Annotated in this window: 14 protein-coding genes; 3 read left to right on the top strand and 11 right to left on the bottom strand. The window is 46.5% G+C overall.

The features are described from left to right. Positions 1–9 precede the first annotated feature (9 nt). Positions 10–210 carry a PA3496 family putative envelope integrity protein gene (locus MY523_RS17540; protein ID WP_250655974.1) on the top strand — a complete coding sequence of 67 codons (201 nt, stop codon included), beginning with the start codon at positions 10–12 and terminating at the stop codon, positions 208–210. Positions 211–242: 32 nt separating this feature from the next. Here MY523_RS17540 and MY523_RS17545 read toward each other — a convergent pair whose 3' ends face one another. The 5 genes from MY523_RS17545 to MY523_RS17565 all read right to left on the bottom strand — a co-directional run bounded on the left by MY523_RS17545 (position 243) and on the right by MY523_RS17565 (position 6,106). Further along, on the bottom strand, positions 243–2,942 hold the full coding sequence (locus tag MY523_RS17545; protein ID WP_250655975.1) for a winged helix-turn-helix domain-containing protein: 2,700 nt from the start codon (positions 2,940–2,942) through the stop codon (positions 243–245). 170 nt (positions 2,943–3,112) lie between these two features. After that, positions 3,113–4,327 (bottom strand): NAD(P)/FAD-dependent oxidoreductase, encoded by a 1,215-nt coding sequence (locus MY523_RS17550; protein WP_250655976.1) that lies wholly within the window; start codon positions 4,325–4,327, stop codon positions 3,113–3,115. Between the two features lie 197 nt (positions 4,328–4,524). Then, positions 4,525–4,692 carry a rubredoxin gene (locus MY523_RS17555; RefSeq protein WP_250655977.1) on the bottom strand — a complete coding sequence of 56 codons (168 nt, stop codon included), beginning with the start codon at positions 4,690–4,692 and terminating at the stop codon, positions 4,525–4,527. A gap of 1 nt (position 4,693) precedes the next feature. Continuing rightward, positions 4,694–4,867, bottom strand: coding sequence for a rubredoxin (locus MY523_RS17560; RefSeq protein ID WP_250655978.1), 174 nt, complete (start codon positions 4,865–4,867; stop codon positions 4,694–4,696). Between the two features lie 12 nt (positions 4,868–4,879). Then, positions 4,880–6,106 (bottom strand): alkane 1-monooxygenase, encoded by a 1,227-nt coding sequence (locus tag MY523_RS17565; RefSeq protein ID WP_250655979.1) that lies wholly within the window; start codon positions 6,104–6,106, stop codon positions 4,880–4,882. 284 nt (positions 6,107–6,390) lie between these two features. Between MY523_RS17565 and MY523_RS17570 the strand changes: the two genes are divergently transcribed. After that, positions 6,391–7,218, top strand: a complete 828-nt coding sequence (locus MY523_RS17570; RefSeq protein WP_250655980.1) for a substrate-binding periplasmic protein — start codon at positions 6,391–6,393, stop codon at positions 7,216–7,218. Positions 7,219–7,248: 30 nt separating this feature from the next. On the opposite strand, the gene MY523_RS17575 is transcribed toward MY523_RS17570, so the two are convergent. From MY523_RS17575 to MY523_RS17595, 5 genes are all read right to left on the bottom strand, one after another. Continuing rightward, complete coding sequence (locus tag MY523_RS17575) at positions 7,249–8,520, bottom strand: MgtC/SapB family protein (RefSeq protein WP_250655981.1); 1,272 nt, start codon at positions 8,518–8,520, stop codon at positions 7,249–7,251. A gap of 260 nt (positions 8,521–8,780) precedes the next feature. Continuing rightward, positions 8,781–10,190, bottom strand: a complete 1,410-nt coding sequence (locus MY523_RS17580) for a leucine-rich repeat domain-containing protein (protein WP_250655982.1) — start codon at positions 10,188–10,190, stop codon at positions 8,781–8,783. Between the two features lie 17 nt (positions 10,191–10,207). After that, positions 10,208–13,921: a hypothetical protein gene (locus MY523_RS17585; protein WP_250655983.1), complete on the bottom strand. Its 3,714-nt coding sequence runs from the start codon at positions 13,919–13,921 to the stop codon at positions 10,208–10,210. A gap of 40 nt (positions 13,922–13,961) precedes the next feature. Continuing rightward, positions 13,962–14,627 carry a LysM peptidoglycan-binding domain-containing protein gene (locus MY523_RS17590; protein ID WP_250655984.1) on the bottom strand — a complete coding sequence of 222 codons (666 nt, stop codon included), beginning with the start codon at positions 14,625–14,627 and terminating at the stop codon, positions 13,962–13,964. Continuing rightward, the gene (locus MY523_RS17595) at positions 14,624–16,090 is read right to left on the bottom strand and encodes a hypothetical protein (RefSeq protein WP_250655985.1); all 1,467 of its coding nucleotides are present in this window, start codon (positions 16,088–16,090) and stop codon (positions 14,624–14,626) included. Before MY523_RS17595 ends, MY523_RS17590 begins: the two co-directional genes overlap by 4 nt. 482 nt (positions 16,091–16,572) lie before the next feature. Between MY523_RS17595 and MY523_RS17600 the strand changes: the two genes are divergently transcribed. Continuing rightward, positions 16,573–16,824, top strand: coding sequence for a hypothetical protein (locus MY523_RS17600; RefSeq protein ID WP_250655986.1), 252 nt, complete (start codon positions 16,573–16,575; stop codon positions 16,822–16,824). 128 nt (positions 16,825–16,952) lie between these two features. On the opposite strand, the gene MY523_RS17605 is transcribed toward MY523_RS17600, so the two are convergent. Beyond that, on the bottom strand, positions 16,953–17,762 hold the full coding sequence (locus MY523_RS17605; protein ID WP_250655987.1) for a DODA-type extradiol aromatic ring-opening family dioxygenase: 810 nt from the start codon (positions 17,760–17,762) through the stop codon (positions 16,953–16,955). Positions 17,763–17,767: the final 5 nt, after the last annotated feature.

The raw sequence follows: 17,767 nt of genomic DNA on the forward strand, positions 1-17,767 counted from the left end.
GAGCAAATCATGCAAAACCAGAACAATTCAAGCGTTGCGCCGGTTCAAGCCGATTTGATTGATATTTTTATGGACTTAAACAAACACGAATCAAACATTAAAGAAAAGAATAAAGCACAGCGAAAGCTCGCAGCTCGCCGGGGTATTGAACAGCACTACGAAAAAAAGCAGCTTGAGGCGGCACTCAAAGAGTTTTGGGAAGATATTTAACGTATCCAGTACTTATTTTATAGGAGTGTTGACTACAAATACCCTTGCTCACGCGCCACCACAACAGCAGAGCTTCGGTTTTTCACCTGCAGTTTTGAATAGATATTATGAAGGTGCCACTTCAGGGTGCCTTCAGAAATATAGAGTTCTGCCGCGATATCCTTGTTCGTCAGCCCCTGCTCTACCTTTTTCATGATAGCGCTCTCTTTTGCCGTCAGCGCATCAAGCCCCTCGGTTAGGCCTGCCACAACAGCATTGGCGTCAGCAGAGCCTCTCTTGCTGGAGAGTACTTGCAGAAACGACTGATAGCTCGCCCCCTTGGCACTCGCTTCTATACTTGCCAATATAGGCGACAGGCGTTTTATATCATCCAAAAACAGTCTGAAATAATTTTGTGTACTGGCTATCTCCAGCGCCTTAGCCAAGCTTGTGCAGGCCCGCGCCTTATCTCCCTCATGCCAATATGCAATGGCCTCCAGTTTAAGCCACTCAGCCAGGCGTCTTAAATGCCCAAACCGTTCAGCCCTTTCGGCCAGCCCCCCCAACACCGTCAACGCACCGGCATAATCCTGCTTTTCAAACATCATATAGATGATGCTTCGAGCCGCTATTTTGTGCTCCAGACGGTCTAGCTGAAAGCCATCAGCACCACCTAAAATCAGATCATACTGACTGGAATACTGCTCTGCCTCAGCCACTCGATGTTGCCGCAATAACCAAACCACCAGCTCATCAGCTAATTTAAGATAAAGCCGTTTTAGTGACTGGCTTTCGGCCCACTTAATACCATCTTTCAGAAACCCAATGCCCTCTTCTATCGCGCCGTCATTCATAAACAACCGGGCCTTGGTTTCGTAAATCGCCATCAGCATATCAGTCGAGCTTTGTTCTTTTAGATATTCCAGCGCCCCCTGTTGATATTTATCAGCCACATCCAGCTCATCATATTCATAGTTAATCGCCGAGATCAGCGCAGCAAGCCCATAACCAGGGTGTGATTTTTCACCCAGCTTTTGCTGGGCCAGCTCATACCCTTCTTTGGCCTCTTTCAGCGCCTCATGATGGAACCCCTGTTTAGCATAGGTGATGGCAGACAAAGAGCGCGCCCAGCACTGTCCATAATAACTACCATAGGCTTCAAAGTGCCCCATTGCTTGATTCAGAGCACTCCTGGCCTGAACAAAGTCGGAGTTACACTTTTCACTAAACCCCTTCACCAACAAGGCAATACCTAACTCATAATGGTAGTCATTGATATTTTTATAATGGCTGTCATCATTCCAGTCACTCAGCCACTGTGTCACCTCGGGTGCGGCTGTTTTTACCTCATCTTTTAACGCCTTGGCTGCACAATTGGCCAACGCAATCACTCTGGTGATCTCTTTTTGGATACTCGCAGAGTAGGCATGTTTGTTTCGACCCAGCAGTGACATCTGCTCTACCGCAGCAAGGAACTGGCGACCTGCGCTGAGCGACCAGATATAACCAATTCGCACTCTCGGCTGTTGCTCCACGACCTCTTCCGGTAGTTTTTTGAACCAATCCAGATAGGTAACGTGTTTGGCATATCTCACCACGACCGTGGGGAATGCCTCCTCCATCCATAGCGCGGCCTGATCATAGGCTTTAGCATGCAACGCCAGGCCTATCGCCTCTTCTTCGTTCCCAATCTCATGAAACCAGTGCGCGGCAGAGAGGCGTGCACGATTTTGTTCATTGGGGGTGAGGTCAAACTGGCTGCGTTTGCGAAGGAAAATATTGAACAGCTGATGAAATCTAAACCATGAACCCGATGCATCAATCGGCGACACAAAGGTGTTGTTCTTAACATAGGAGATAAGCTGCTGTGCGTCGTCATCTCCTTCACTGAGTAACTGGCATATTTCAACATTAAACCGATCAAGCATCGCTAGTTTTAGCATCAGCTTCTGCACACCCAACGCCTGACGTTCAAACACCCGCTCGATAAAGTAACGATCAAACGCAACCTGGCCGTGACTCAGTTCTGCCATAAATGATTCAAGGGATGATGCCTCTAGGTTGATCGCTGCAAAATAAATAGCGGCAGGCCAACCTTCAGTAAGATCAGCCATTTTTTGCAATAACGCCACATCGGGAATATCTGCGCCCGCCAGTTTAAAAACCTGCGCTATCTCTTGTTTACCGAACCTCAGGGCTTCCTGAGTAATGCTCGCCACTTGGTTTTCCATCAATAAGTGCGAATACGAAAAAGTGGCCACTTTAGCGGTGGTGATATAAAAACGAACACTGGGAGAGGTATTTCGAATCAGCCGGTTTAAGATATCAATGACCGGTGAGTCCACCAGAAAATCTACATCATTTAAATAAATATCCACCCCGTTAAATTCATTTAGCTCATCAATTAATGAGAGAATCCAGGGGTTAAGTGAAGGGGGAGTAAAACCATCAGACTGGTATTGCGCCGCTCGCCCCTGACCCACAGGTTTGTGTGTGGCAATAGCTGCACCTAATTTCTGAATCAGGTTAATCGGATCATTGTCCGACTGCCTGATATTGAGCCAGAGCGAGGGCTGCTGAATATGACGATATATCTGGCACAGCAAGCCTGTTTTTCCATAGCCGGGCGGAGCCTGTATCAAGGTGAGCTTTTTGGGTGAACGTTTGAGCTGGTTAACCAGCTCTTCTCTCACCAGATGACCAATAAACTCCGGGGGGGAGATATCCGTTTCACTAACCGCAAGCTGACTCATATATCGTCGTATTTATGTAATTTAGTACTTCGCCCAAGCGCTTTCGCCAAGCCTTTTTGTTGCCCTCGCAGAACTCGACGACAAACCCAATTGATACCGTTCACTCTAGCGTAACCAACCAATGGAGTAAAATATCACGTAGCGCTGTGTGAGGCGCAAACCAGCGGGGCTCAAGCCACCGCTTCCTGAGTATCGCTAATGCTGGCTATTGGGGGTAATGTCGGTAAACACTCTGAGGCCAGCTGACCTTTCTTCGATATACATTGGCCGGTTAATGAAAACCCTGACAGCCTGCCATCTTCATTAATAAAGTGTGCCTCCAAATCCCTACCTGCTCCCCTAACTTGCCATATGCCTTTTTTACCCAGTGAAGGACAAATAACCGTCGGACAAGCACTTATTTTAACTGCCACAGGCATAGCCGGAAGCTCAAGTGCTGTTCGTTTGCCGGTCAGGGTTTTGGCTAGTGCCTTAGCCGCATGGGTGGCAGGTGCAATAAATGGCATCGTCACTCCAAGGTACTCTACACAGTCCCCCAGCGCGAAAATGCCTTTTTGACTGGTTTCAGAACTCTCATCTACCACGATGCCTCGCCCCACCGAAATGCCCGCTTCACTGGCCAACTTGATATTCGGTGCCAAACCAACCGCTGAAACTATCAGGTCTGTTTCAATCACCTCATCATTCGATAGCCGCGCAGTTTTCACAACCCCATCTTGAGAGGTCAGTGATTCCAGCGTAAGGCCCAAGTGCCATCTAACGCCCTGTTCAGCCATCGCCTTTTTTATCTCTGTGCCCATGACTTCGGGCATTGAGCGCTGAAGTGGCCACTCAGCCATATCAACCACATCCACTGCATAACCATTCGTCACCAGATCACTGGCTAACTCGCAGCCAACAAAACCGGCCCCGATAATTAATACCCGCTTCGCCCCTTTAAGCTTGTTTCTAAAATTCTCATAATCTTGCAGGGTATTAACGGTCAATCGTTCGACCGCTGGGGAACACTCGACGGGCAGCTTCATAGGGTTTGCCCCGGTAGCCAACACCAAAGATGCATACGGCACACTGATAACCTCATCAGAGCCCTCACACACAGCAAAAACAACACGGTTTTCAGCATCAATACGTGTGACCGTACAGTCTCCTAGCAACTGGACATTCAGCTCAGCGGCAATAGTACTGCCCTCTTTCATCACTAGCTGGTCTGGCGTTTTCCCCATCGACAGCGCTTTAGACAAGTTGGGCTTATAATAACCTCGCACAGGCTCACGGCTGATAATGGTTATGGGCGTACTCTGGCAGTGCGCCCGAACCTCCCTCGCTAACGTCAGACCCGCATGACCCGCCCCGATAATAACCACGTTTTCTTTTACAACGTTCACAATCACCTCACCTTCCATAATCTCGATTTACCAAGCTCCATCTGGACATAATTCCTTTGTCATCCTCGCGAAGGCGGAGATCCATAACTAATTGAAATAAATGGATTCCCGCATTCACGAGAATGACAATAAAAAGAGCTATCCGTATGCTTCTCGATGAACTCGAACCTCAATAGACTCAACCCGAATCATTCAACCTAGGCAACCAGATAAAAGTCTGACTTGGATGCCGAACACTCCGGGCAGGTCCAGTCGTCCGGGATATCCTCCCACTTAGTGCCGGGGGCAAAGCCCTCTTCCGGCCAGCCCGCTTCTTCGTCATATACGAGGTCACAGGTCACGCAACAATATTTTTTATAGCTCATGTTATTGTCCGCCCTCTAGTTTTTCGAAATCGGGTTTCTCCCGGACGAAGCAGTCAGGACAGGGGAACTCTTCAGGGATATCATCCCACCGGGTGCCTGCCGGGTAACCCTCCCGCTCACAGCCAATCTTCTCGTCATAAATGTAACCGCAGTCGGGGCACTGATACGTGGCCATGTTTATCTCTCCTTATGCAGACGCTGGTGTTGGGTTGTGGAACTTGTTAAAGATCTCTTCACGTTGGGCTGGGTCAATATTAACCTTCTCCATATCGCCACCAGCCCATTCCACCACCCGGTGATCCATAATTGACCGCCATGCCGGGGGGATCAGTGCCATCCCCATCATTGCCGGGTAACCATGGGGTAGCTCAGGGGCATCCTGATAGTCACGCAACAACTGATAAGGACGCGTTGGGTGGGCATGATGATCTGAGTGGCGCTGCAAATGCAGAGTTAGCAAGTTCGATGCTTTAAAGTTGTTATTCCATGAGTGGTGAGGCTGGCATCGCTCAAAACGGCCATTCTCCAATGTCTGGCGCAATAGCCCATAGTGTTCAATATAGTTGGCCATCGTAAGCTGGAACCAACCATAAGCCGCAGTGATCAACAAAAATGGCAGTGCCATCCAGCCAAACAGATAGGTCATTGCACCATAACCCACCACCGTAATAGCCAGGCTTTGCAGCAATTCATTATGAACTGAAAGTACGCGTCTCTTTTGGCGCTTCAAACGGTTTGCCTCAAGCTCCCAGCCTCGGCGGGCTGCACCAGGCAATTCTCTCAATGCAAATTTATAAAGCGACTCCCCCATGCGAGAAGAGGCAGGGTCTTCAGGCGTCGCCACATCCTTATGATGGCCTTTGTTGTGCTCAATATTAAAGTGTGCATAACCGCTACAAGCAGAGCAGATTTGTGCAGCAAGCACCTGAGCTTTGTCATTCATCTTGTGCCCAAGCTCATGGCTCATGGTTAAACCAACCGCATGCATTGCCCCAACACTTAAAATAGCACCCAGGATGTTAAACCACGAAAAGTCGCCCTGGGTTACCACACAGGTCATGGACGCCAGGCCAACCCACTGCAATGCGGTTGCGGCATAGAGTATCTTTACATAGTAACGATCATCTTTTAACGCCTCTTGCTCTTCTTCTGATGGGTTAAAAGAGTCTGAGCCATAGATAAAATCGACAATGGGAATAACAATAAAAAAGACCACCGTCAATAACCACAACCACTGGCCTGACTGAGTTTCGATTGCCATTACCCCAGAGAAAATCAAAATAGCTGGCACTATCAAAGTAATTAAATACCAGTAGCGTTTAGCGGCGGCCCACTTGCGGTCTTCTGAAGATATTTGGTCCTGATTATCGACCCCGATCAAGTCTGCCGGGTTTGGCGTCGTTGCGCTGCTCATCTTGTGACTCCCTTGCTTGTTATTAATAGAGATAGGTCTGATGATCAGTATGGCAAAAGGAAGGTAGGGTTGAGACCTAACTAAAGTTAGGTTTTAGGGTTGGGTTAAAAAGAGTATTGGTATTGTTCACTCGTATAAAAGCGCAGCCTCAACCCTAACAATCAATTAGTTTTAACCGTCATATGGCTCTTTCGCGTGTTGTGCCTACTGCAACTATACTTAATCCATACATTAATTATGAGTTTAGAAGAGTAATGGCGGCTCGCTCCTGGTTAAGTAAAGTTATGCATAAGCACATGCTCATCAGTAGTGCGATTTTCGCCTGTGGAGTGATGCTAGGTTTACTGACTGCAACCCATAGTATGGCATTTGACAAAGAGGATGGTCTAAAAGCAGTTACTCTGGAGTACCCACCTTATGAATTTGCCGACCAAGGCGAGCCATCCGGGTTGGCAGTCGAAATAGTCAAAGAAGCCATTAAAAGAACCGGCGTTAACACTATTCACTTTGAGTTTCATCCGTGGAACTGGGCTGTCTCGATGACCAAGTCAGGCAAGGCCGATATGCTGTTTAATGCCGGCAGAGATAGAGAACGTGAACAATGGGGTCACTACGTCGATAGTGTTCTGGTCTTACAGCAGTACTACCTGTTTAAAAGTAAGGATGACACCACAACCATAAACGCCAATTATAGCAACGTCCACGGCAAATCTATCGCTGTGCGCCTGGGATACCTCTATGGCAACGGAGCATTCAAAAGAGCACTTAGTCGTCAATTCAAAAAAGTAGTATATAGCTATTCAACAGAACAAAGCGTTAATTTGCTTCTTAAGCGAAGGGTCGATTTTTTTGTTGGCGACTATACCCCTGTAATCCACTATTTAAGAGAAAAAGATCTTCTAAGTGACATCGATATAGTTAAGCAAAGCGAGAGCTCCAGCAACTTCAACGTACTTACCTGGCCTACGTATATTATTTTCTCAAAGAAAAATGTAAGCAGGGGTTATGTTGACGAGGTTCATAACGCGCTTGAAGAGATGAAGTTAGACGGTACGTACAACAGTATTCTGGAAACATTTGGCTACCCATACCAGACATATAAGCCTGACTGAGCCCAGGGTTACCTGTCGCCCAAGCAGGCACTAACGGTAGATCAGGTAAGCAACCGTCAACCCTGAAACCACTGCCATCAACAGCGGTAACATCACCCTGACCGCCAACGCGCGATGCCCAATCGTCGCGGCCATTCCTCCTTTGACCAGACTATTCACTGCCGCGGCAAGGGTAATTCCGGTAACGGCGGTTGATACCGACAACTGATTTGCTGTATCGCGACTCAATGTTAACGTAATCGCATCGACATCAGTAATGCCAGAGGCAACGGCTAATAACAATACACCCAGCTCGCCAAACCATGCCTGCAGCCCATTGGACAGGAGCATAATCACCAGCAGGATCAAACCAAACATAAATGCAGAACTTAGCTCCAGCGGGTTCTGTTTGACCGTTGGATGTTCAAATACGACATGCCTGTTGACCCGCCATATAATAACAGCAGGCGCATAGCAGCATGACATCATCATCACGACAGGCATCCAGAGGTCAGCAAGCAGATCATGGTTAATCACACCGGCCACCAACAGTATTCGCGGAAACATCGTGCCACATGCGGCCAGTATCCCGCTGGCAAGCAGCGGGCTTAATGCAGGTTGATCTTTTGACAGCTTTGAGAAGTGCAGCGTCAGCGCTGTTGACGCACTCAGACCGGCAAAGAAGCTGGTAAACATGATCCCCTTTTCCGGCCCGCCGATCTTCATCGAAAAATATCCAACAAACGAAATGGTAGCGATCAGCACCACCATCCACCAGATTTCATAAGGGTTAATCGCGTCCCATGGCCCATAGCCCTTATTGGGAAGAAGTGGCAACATCACAACCGATATCAGCAATAGCCGTAACCCGGCATCAAGCTCATGCTCTTCAAGCTTTTGCAGTGCGGTATGAATTTCATGCTTGTTATCTAAAATCACAACCGTCACCACCGCAGCAGATGCAGCAATAATTGGTTGACCTAATACCACTAACGCACCAAATACAAACGTCAGGAGAATGCCAATCAAACTGGTAATGCTCATATCTGCATGAGAACGCTGGCTGTTAAGATAGGCAGCAGTAATAAGGATGGAGAGCGACAAAAATGCCAAACCCAAAACCAATTCACTGAAAATATTCGCCAACAGACCACATAACCCGCCCAATAGGCCAATGAGTGCATGGGTTCGAATACCCGCAATTCGCTCACCAGAGGCTTTATTTCTATTGATCCAGCCACGCTGAATACCCACCAACAAGCCTAGCAGTAACGAAATGGTTAGGCCCAGAAAAGGACTTAGCTGTTCAGGTTCACTGTTCATAAACGAAAAGCTTCGTATTCATGTTTTTGGCCACACGCTTTACTCATAACAAACGCATACAACTATATCTCGAATTGAGGCAATGGAAAGCTGATCACGCTCAGGAAACAGGTTTATATTCTGAAAAATACACAAAGCCATAAAAGTAATTGGCCAGAACACCTCTATTTGGTGATTCCCAATTTCAACAAGTCTCTCCTTTACCTTTTGATAAGAGTTCATTTATGCCAGGTATTAATACACCCAATAGAGCATTTGCGTTACTTGCCAACAGACCTAAGGTATCTTTGATGCATAACGCTTTTGAGTTTATTAAGCGCCTCACGCTGTGACTCGTCTTCCGCTAGCGGGGTATTGTCGTAAACAAAATAGTCTAGCTTTTCCAGGTGGTCGATATTCTCAAGCCGACTAATTTTCGTATCTGGCATATACAGTTCCTCTAGGTTAGTAACATGCTCCAACCCTTCTAGTTTGCTGACATTGGTATTCGCAATAATGAGTATTTCGAGTGATGTGAGCGCATCAAGCCCTTCTAGTTTGCTGACATTGTTATTCGCAACAATGAGCTTTTCAAGTGAGACAAGGCTATCGAGCCCTGATAATCTCTCTATCGGACAACCTTCAAAATCAATTGTTTTCAGGTTTGGATGATTATCCAGCCCTTCAATTTTTGTGATGGGGTTATAAGCAAGCACCAACTCTTCTAAATTCTGTAGGTTGGATAACCCTGCCATGCTCGTCACGTCGTTCAGTTTCAAATCGAGAACTTTAAGGCTTTTCATTTGGTCGATACCTTTTAGATCTTTTAGCCCGCATTCATAAACGTAAAGAGCCTCAAGGTGCTGAAGACCGCCAAGACTCTCTAAACTGTCTATACTACAATAAGACAAATAGAGCCTATTCAACGTTTTTAAGCCACTTATGGGCGACAAGTCAGTGTAGTCAATACTTGTCAACATTAAGTTATTCACCCGCTCCAAATACTGAAGCCCATCAAGCGACGTTATCTTGGGGCCAGGGCTTCTTAAAGTGAGTTTATGTACATTCTTAAACTTCTTTAATTGCTTTAAATCGGTTAAGTAATTACCGCTGAGGTCTACATACTGAATACTCGGTAAATCACCAATGCCATCCAGACTGGCAATATCGGTGGATTTTAAATTTAAATATGTTAGTGAGGGCAGGTTCACCAGCGATGTAATCTTCTCTATATTCGCCGCTCTCAAATTAAGATACGCTAAGTTTGTCAACCCCTCTATTTTCAGCTCAGCAATATCCGCACCCGAGGCACCAAATGCCAGCAGGTGTTTGAGTTGATTCAAATTAGCCGTCGTTTTTAACTGACTATCGCTCAAGTCAAACGCCAACACTCTCCCCTTCTTATTAACCAGAACAAAATAATCAAGCTCTGTAATTCCTCTTGACCCCCATCGACCAAGGTCAACCCTTGGTCTTCTACTATCAAGCTCACCAAACTTAAATTCATTGATAAAAACAAACTCATTCAGCGTTTTACCTGCATCATGAATAATCTCTTTAAAGACGGCGAGGTCTTCTGGGTGAACAGTCACCTCAGCATGTGCTGGTTTTACAGAAAACAGTACGAATAAGAGGGTAAAAAGAATAAAAATATTGTTGTTGTAAGCACTCACGGTGTTTGTTTCTTTCATGTTAATGACCTGATAAATCAATGTTGAAACTGTTTGTGTGCCCAGCTAACGGGGGTATTTAAATTAAGGTGCTGGCTGACAATGCCAAATGTCGGTTGCGGCTCGTCTAATAGAGGCCTAAAGCAGCCACGTTCCAACATGACCCGGACTTCTCCACAGGTGCGCGTAGAGTCGTATGGGCTGTTGTCATCTTGTTTTTTTAGGGCTTGGTAGAATGCGATAATGGAGTCAACGTCCATATACGCGATAAGTTTATTTTTAATTGTCCGGTGTCCGTTTAACACCGTATTGCCGCCAGCATAACGCGGCGCGCCTTCAGGAAGTTTTATTAGGGCTTTAATGTCGCTAAGGGGCCGCCCCATTAGATGTAATGGAACCACTGCTCGCCAGGTCAGGTAGCGCCAGTCAACTGCGCTATCTTCTATTAGCCTGCTGGTTTCTCGTTGGGCGTCTGCACGGGCATAGGCTGTTTTGAATGCCTTACTTTCCGGGAATTCACCGGTATAAAAATCCAGGTATAGCTGTTTCTCCTGTTCACCCACTTTCACCTTGGTGGTTATGAGCCTATCCCAGTAACCATGAAATAGCTGATGTAAAGGCTTCCGCAATGCACTGGACACAATCTCAAAGGTATCAATCACCGCCAACCCCGTCATCACTATTCCGCCTACAATCAACCCAACTTCTCCGACAACGGGAACAAATAAAACGCTCGCCACCATAACCCCGACACGGCGGCGTAATGCTTGCGTGCCCACGGAGGCTGCGACCGTTCTTGAGGTATTAGATGCAGCGGTTTGGCCCCATTTTTTTACGGCATGGCCATATGCCAACATGCCTGCACTAGCTGCAAAGGCTACATCCTTTGCACTTTTCCCATACAAGCCGTGGTTAAAATGGTTATAAGCATCAACCGTTGCCATAACACCGGCTAACACCGTTAAGCGCTGAGCGATGGTATCAGCAACCGCCACCAATGAGGCTGAGGGGGGAGACATGCGACCGAGCTTCGATGTGAAAAGCGAGCTAATCAACTCTCTTGCCTGTATCGCCTTAATTAGTGTATTGCCTGAGTTGTCGATGACGTTCCCGATATAACGAAGTGTTTCTTCTGTGTTCATATTGCTCTTTTCAGGCAGATTTCCCCATGATTCAAACAATAACATCCAGTTCATCACCTGCATGGCGCTTTTGTATTTTATATGGCTTTGGGCGCTATAGGCTTGGTCTGAAAATGATTCCGTTGAAGCTCCTGGTTTTCCATTTTGATCTTGTTTTGGAAACGCACGGGTAAACATGCGATTTATTACCCGTTGAGCATCGTGGCTAATTTTATTTTTACCCCCTTTAGGCTTCTTACCCCCGGGTGAGTATTGCCGGCCGTGAGCTCTCAATAAACGATAAATGTTATGTTTAAAACTATGAAATTCCGCCCCATCGGGCGACACGCCATAGAGACGCATCACACCGAAGAATAGTTTGATATGCAGTGAGTTTTTACCCACACTATGTCGGCGCACTAATTTAGAGACATAGTCAGCATAGGTATCAAGCAGCGTTTGCATTAGCGACGGAGGGCCGGGCTGATTATGGAAGGTGGCGTCTGATAGTTTTTTATAAGCGTTCAAAACCGTTAGTAATGGATTGCTTTCGGGCGACTTATTTAAATATAAGTTATCTTCAATATGATCATATAACCTTGCAATCAGAGGGCTTAAATTATTTCCGTCTTCCTGATCATCAAAATAAAATGTCTTAGATATTCTTGAAATAATACCTACCACATCATCATCTGGCTTCAGCGTCTCCCCCTCAACATCCTCTGCCACCCACCACACACAATCCTTTACATGTTTCTCCCATACTTCTTCTGCTAATGAGGTATTTTTAAACGCAGCATAGCATTTAGACAAGGTGTCGTAGATATGCAGCCAGTAGGGTTCTTGCGCCATATATGGCCCTGCGGGAACGCCTCCTCCGTTAGGCTCAGCCATAGAGGCTGCATTGATATAACGCTTCAACTCATTTGCTAACGCAGGGCTATTGAGTAAAGCCCATAACTGTTTAGCGCACTCATTAAGCTTGCTTTTTATCTTCGCTAACGGAAAGTCCGGGGTATCGGTTGGTTCTAATATCCATTTTTCTATCGTGCTACCCATATCTCCCAGATTTTCAGATAGCGAGGCAATGGTTTCAGACTCCTCTTTGTTTAACGGAGCGTAGTGATATTGACCATACAGCTCTGTTAGTTGTTCCATTTGCTGAATGCAAAGAACGTTATCAAGGTGCGGCTTTATCGCATGCTGGTACTCTTGATGCGCATCTTCCAGTGCGGCCAGTTTTTCACACAGACGTCTATCCCACTCGGGTAGCGTGCAATAAATGGCAATAGTCGAATAGGGGTTAGGCTGATCTTTTTCAGGCGCAGGCAGCTGTTGCTCTGCCCAGGCGGCACCTTGAGTGGTAAATGTTGAGATCGCCTTGTCTTGATTAGCGATATCCAGCGCTTGCGTGAGCGTGGTTACGTCTTTGCTGATAAAACTGCCACGATCTACCGGGTATAGCATAAAGCCATAACGACGGTTGCGATAAAAATACTGGTTGGTGATTTTTCGTGTGAGCTGTCGGGCCTTAAAGTCATACCAGCCGTTTTCTACCATCACTTTTTCGATGGCTGTTTCATCATGATCATTAAACCCTTGCACTATCAGGTTCAGCATCACCTGCTCAGATACCGTTAGCACCGCATATTGATCAAGCACGGGAGCCCGGTCTCTCAATGAGTAAAGGTAATCACGCTCTGAGGCTCCGGTTTTAAACAACCCGTCATAATTAAGCAGTGCATCGCTAAAGGCCTTGGTATTGCCCCACAGGTTTAACTCGCCGTTAACGGCATCATTGTACGCTTTTTTGTCATACCCGAGATCGTAACGGAGTTTCCTCAGTTTATCGGTTGAAAGCTTTGGCTTTACCATGACTTGGTTGGTGGTGCGGTCAATGTGGTGAAGCCCTAATGATTCAGGTATAGGTACACTCTGGATAAGAAAACCATCGCTGTTCGTCACCCCCATACCGATGGGCATCATCAACTGCGTTTTTTCAAAAAAAGCATCAGCGTCTTGCTCTATAGTATCCGGCCGTTCAGGATGATTATCATAGAGCCAGTAGATAATATGGCTATTATTCACGGCCTCATCGGGGGCGTCTTGATAGACAAACCTTAACCGCACCACGTCGCTTTCGATACGAAGCTTGCAGGTTGCAGACAATTTGTTGAGTTCAGTTAATGGTTCAGCCTGCCGGTTAACATATGCCTTTTGTGTAATGTTGGGGGTCAACTCCTTCTGCTTAAGCAACGGCGCAAGCTGCTCAGGATCTCCATTGCCCATCACCTCTACCAGACGGCTAATCGAGTGTTCCAGCTGCGCCAATTGTTCAGCCTCATCTTCGGGGTAATAGTCGCAGAGCGATTGAACCGCTTTGGTGCTGATATTGTATTGCTTTTCAAGCGCTTGAAGCCTCAATTCGAGACTCTGTAAGCGACTTGTCGCGACATTCCAGGCGGATTTCCATTCGTAGTTTTCAGAATACCCCCATACATGTTTGCTCTTATAGCTTGTCTCACGGGAGCGTTTTAATTCGGCCAGAATCTTCAGTTCCATTTTCACACGCGCAATGTCTTTGAAGAGGCCTTCGTAGTCTGGGAGAATATTTTTTAGTGACGTCGCCATAAGCACTCATCCTTGAGTTGGTAAAGTAAAAACGATAACGCTAAGCAAAAACCTGCTCAGCATGGCTGATTAGCCCGACTAATGAATCATCCGGTGCATTGTCTAAAGTCTTTTGTAATCGGCGCGCTGAAGCCTGATGAAACTGCCGGTCATCCACTGCAACGCGCCCTGATCTTAAATTCAAATTATTCAGCTCACTCACCACACCTTCTGAAGTATCTTGTGGGGGTAAATTGCCAAGCTGTACTCGCCAACGCATTTTCTTTTGAGACACCTGACCCTCGGGCCATACCGTTAATGTTGCCTCCGCTAGCACCGGGTCGATAAGGCATTTAACCTCACCTTGAACGTTAGTCATCCCTGTGATCTTTTTACCAGGAGCTAACGTTAGTTCATAAGGCTGATTGCTCACAATGCTGCCGTCATCATTCTGAATAACAACAACAAACCAGACGCTTGGTCGCCTTAATACAAACGCATTGCTTATGTCGGCCACAACGCCCTCTGTTTTTTGGCGAGGCTCGGGGATAACCACCACATCACCGGGCATTAAGCGACTAGGGTCTGGTCGCATTGCTCTGAGTGAAGCATTGGCCTGATGCTCATATAATGCCTGCCAACTGGAGAGTCCATGCTGATGGGCAATGGATATTAGGCAATCCCCTGGCTGCACAGTATATGTTTTCATTTCGTTGCTTGATTTCATATTGCCGGGCTCCATAAGTCCTGATCAAAGTCGGGAAAAGTAATGCGCAACGAATCCAATGATTGAACAGACACCTCGGCCTCTCCTTGCTCATCCAGTATGCCTTGAGCAACAATGCCTCGCTCCCCTTTTACATCAAAACGAGCATTGCTAACAGGTACGCCCTGTTCATCATGAAGGCTGACGTGCAGTGTTTGCAGCACCTTGGCGGGAGATAGATATACCGAGGCTATTTTTTTCTCGCTCTCCATCCCTTGAGCATCCCGACCTTTCATTCGCTGTGCCGAGTTTTCCATACTATCAATATCGTTATGCTCAACACCAAATGTCTGCTGGCTTGAATAGTGGCTTATTGCATCAACTGAGGTCGTTTTCTTAATCAGCAGATCAGTACTTGCCTCCAATGACTCAATAACGTCCCATGTCCATTGGGTAGCGCTAAACACAATCCGAACACCCTTTCGCCCCAACTGATATTCATTTCCGAGCTTATAAGGCACCCATACACTGTTAAGCCAATGCCCTTCCGCTGTTCGTTCAGCGTCGGCCTGATGCTGGCCAAAACGATATTGGCTGCGATACCAGGATACTCTTACATCTCGCATTGCGCTGTTTGACTTGACCTCCAGTTCACGCCATAACAGGCCTTTCCAGAAAATATACATCCAACCATCACGCAAGATTTCAGCATCATGCTTGTCCCGGAGCTCTGAACAATACCGAAGGGGTTTAATGGGGATAAGCAAGTGATCCCACTCTGCTTTGTTAGCCGTACGCAAGCACGGGGTGGCAGCTTTAATCAATGGCAACACCATTGGAGATGGAGGGCCACTCATCGTGATGGCAAGCCCTATCCTTCGCGGGTTTGGCCCTAATTGTGAGAATGTTACCAGGCTGCGATGGGGGAGTTGATGATCGTTGTCTGCTGCCAACCGTTGTTCATACTCTTGTTGGTAGGCATTGATATGGAGCATTTGTTTTCGGGATAAATCACGGCCCGCCACTTCAACCACCAGTTTACGGGTTAACACCTCAGATTTAATGGAGGGGGGATGCGATGACGAAGCACTGGCTCCGCCGACGGACTTACCAGCGCGCGAAGCAGAAGCAGTCTGAAGGTTGTTCAGATTTTTTGCGGCCGCCTCTTTGTCTAATGGACGACTATCACTAGGTGCTTTCATCCAGGATTTAGCCTCACCCGGCTTTGCAAGGTCGGCGGGTAGAACGACGGTTAAGAGGCGATCTTCAAGCTGCTGCTTAATGTCCGCAATTTGCTCTCGTGCATGAAAACAGGATGATAGCTGGGCTGCCGCATGGGGATTATACTGTACGACGGCTTCTGCAAAAATATCGGCCTGATACTGACCTTGTGCAAAACCAATCACTTTACCAGCATGGGTCAGATCGAAACCCGGAGGGTAAATATCGTAGGTTGTTTGTTGTATAACAACGCGTGTTTTCATTTTTGGCCTCCTGCCAGACTTTGCGTCTATCTTGTCGGCTCCCTGCCGAACATTTTATGCGGTGATAACTACGACATTAAGCCGCGCTATATTGGTAAGTGCGACAATGATAAATATTGCACTAATAAGCACCGGCACAATTATATTACGATGAGCGAAGAGTAGGCCAATTTATTTGCCGATGATTTAACCATCAACATTTAATATCACAACAGCTGTTTAGAATAATTAAACACCCTCACTATTTTAGTTTGTATATTGCTAACAATTTTAAGAGCTTAGCGTTACTGTAAACCCTACCCAATGACCGAAATAATTTTTAATAAACTTATATATCAATATGTTAATAATATTTAGATCACTTTTTTCAACTCTTGGCACAGCCTCTGCAATACCTTAAGTACGAACCAACCAAGCAACATGAAAGGTTCTACTACTTAAAACTTAAAACACTTAAAAAGATTTATTCAGAGGATACTATTATGACAACGTTAGCCCTTAACTCATTAAACATTGCAGACCTTACTACTAACAACGAACTAGACAGCAAAGCCCTTAAAGCCATCGCAGGTGGTTACAGCTACTGGACAGGCTGGTCAACCCAGTACAAATTCCGCGGTACGACCTTTTTAGGGTATGTTTACAAAAACGGCAAGCTTCGCTCCAAGATTCGTAAGCACCACAGCCGCAAGTGGAGCAAGACTAACTACTTCTCAACAGACCATATTGTATAAGTTAAGGGTTATTAACCAACAAACAGAAAGAGCGGCTGATCAGTCGCTCTTTTTGCATTCATTGAGTCCCACTCAGCTATCTTGAAACCGTTTAAAATACAAATTGCATCATTAACAACAGACAAGCGTCACCAAAGGAACGCACTCGCTTTTTTCCCCAACACGGTGCCTTCAAATACAAGCTTCGCTTCAGTGCCTGCTAAGCCATAGCAAACATGCAGGGGTAATAAGTGCTCTTCTCGTGGGTGGCAATAGCGTGCATGAGGGGCGTCACTCCAACCAGTAAGTCTTTGTTCGCGCTCTACTGGAGAGAACATCTTATCGGTACAGGTATCGATAAGCCACTGCTCAAACGCTTCATTCTTACTGTCATTGGAACCACCGTTTATTGACCTAAAGGCATCTAAGTTATGGAACGAAAAGCCTGAGCCAATGATCAGCACGTTCTCTTTGCGTAATTTAGCTAAAGCCTTGCCTATCTCAATATGCTGCTTGGGATTTAGGTTGTTGATCAGTGACAGTTGAATGCATGGGATACTCGCTTCTGGATACATCAGCTTTAGTGGCACATACATGCCATGGTCAAACCCGCGCTCATAATCAATATCTGACTCAATGTTATGGTGCTTTAAAAGGTCATTCACCCTTTCTGCCAATACGGTATGGCCCGGTGCCGGGTACTTAACGTCGTAGGCATCTTTAGGGAAACCATAATAGTCATATATTAGTTCAGGCGACTCTCCACCCGTAATGGTGACCTTACCCTCCTCCCAATGGGCACTGATCAATATAATCGCTGAAGGGGCACCTAACTGGGCGGGTATCGACTTCAAGAATGAAACCAGTTCTTGGTGCCCCTTGTGATCAAAGAGTGGCATAGGCCCACCGCCATGAGGGATAAATAATACAGGGCTACTTTTTTCTGCTACATCAGTCATTATTG

It is taken from the genome of Alkalimarinus coralli, from assembly GCF_023650515.1.
Lineage (GTDB): Bacteria > Pseudomonadota > Gammaproteobacteria > Pseudomonadales > Oleiphilaceae > Alkalimarinus > Alkalimarinus coralli.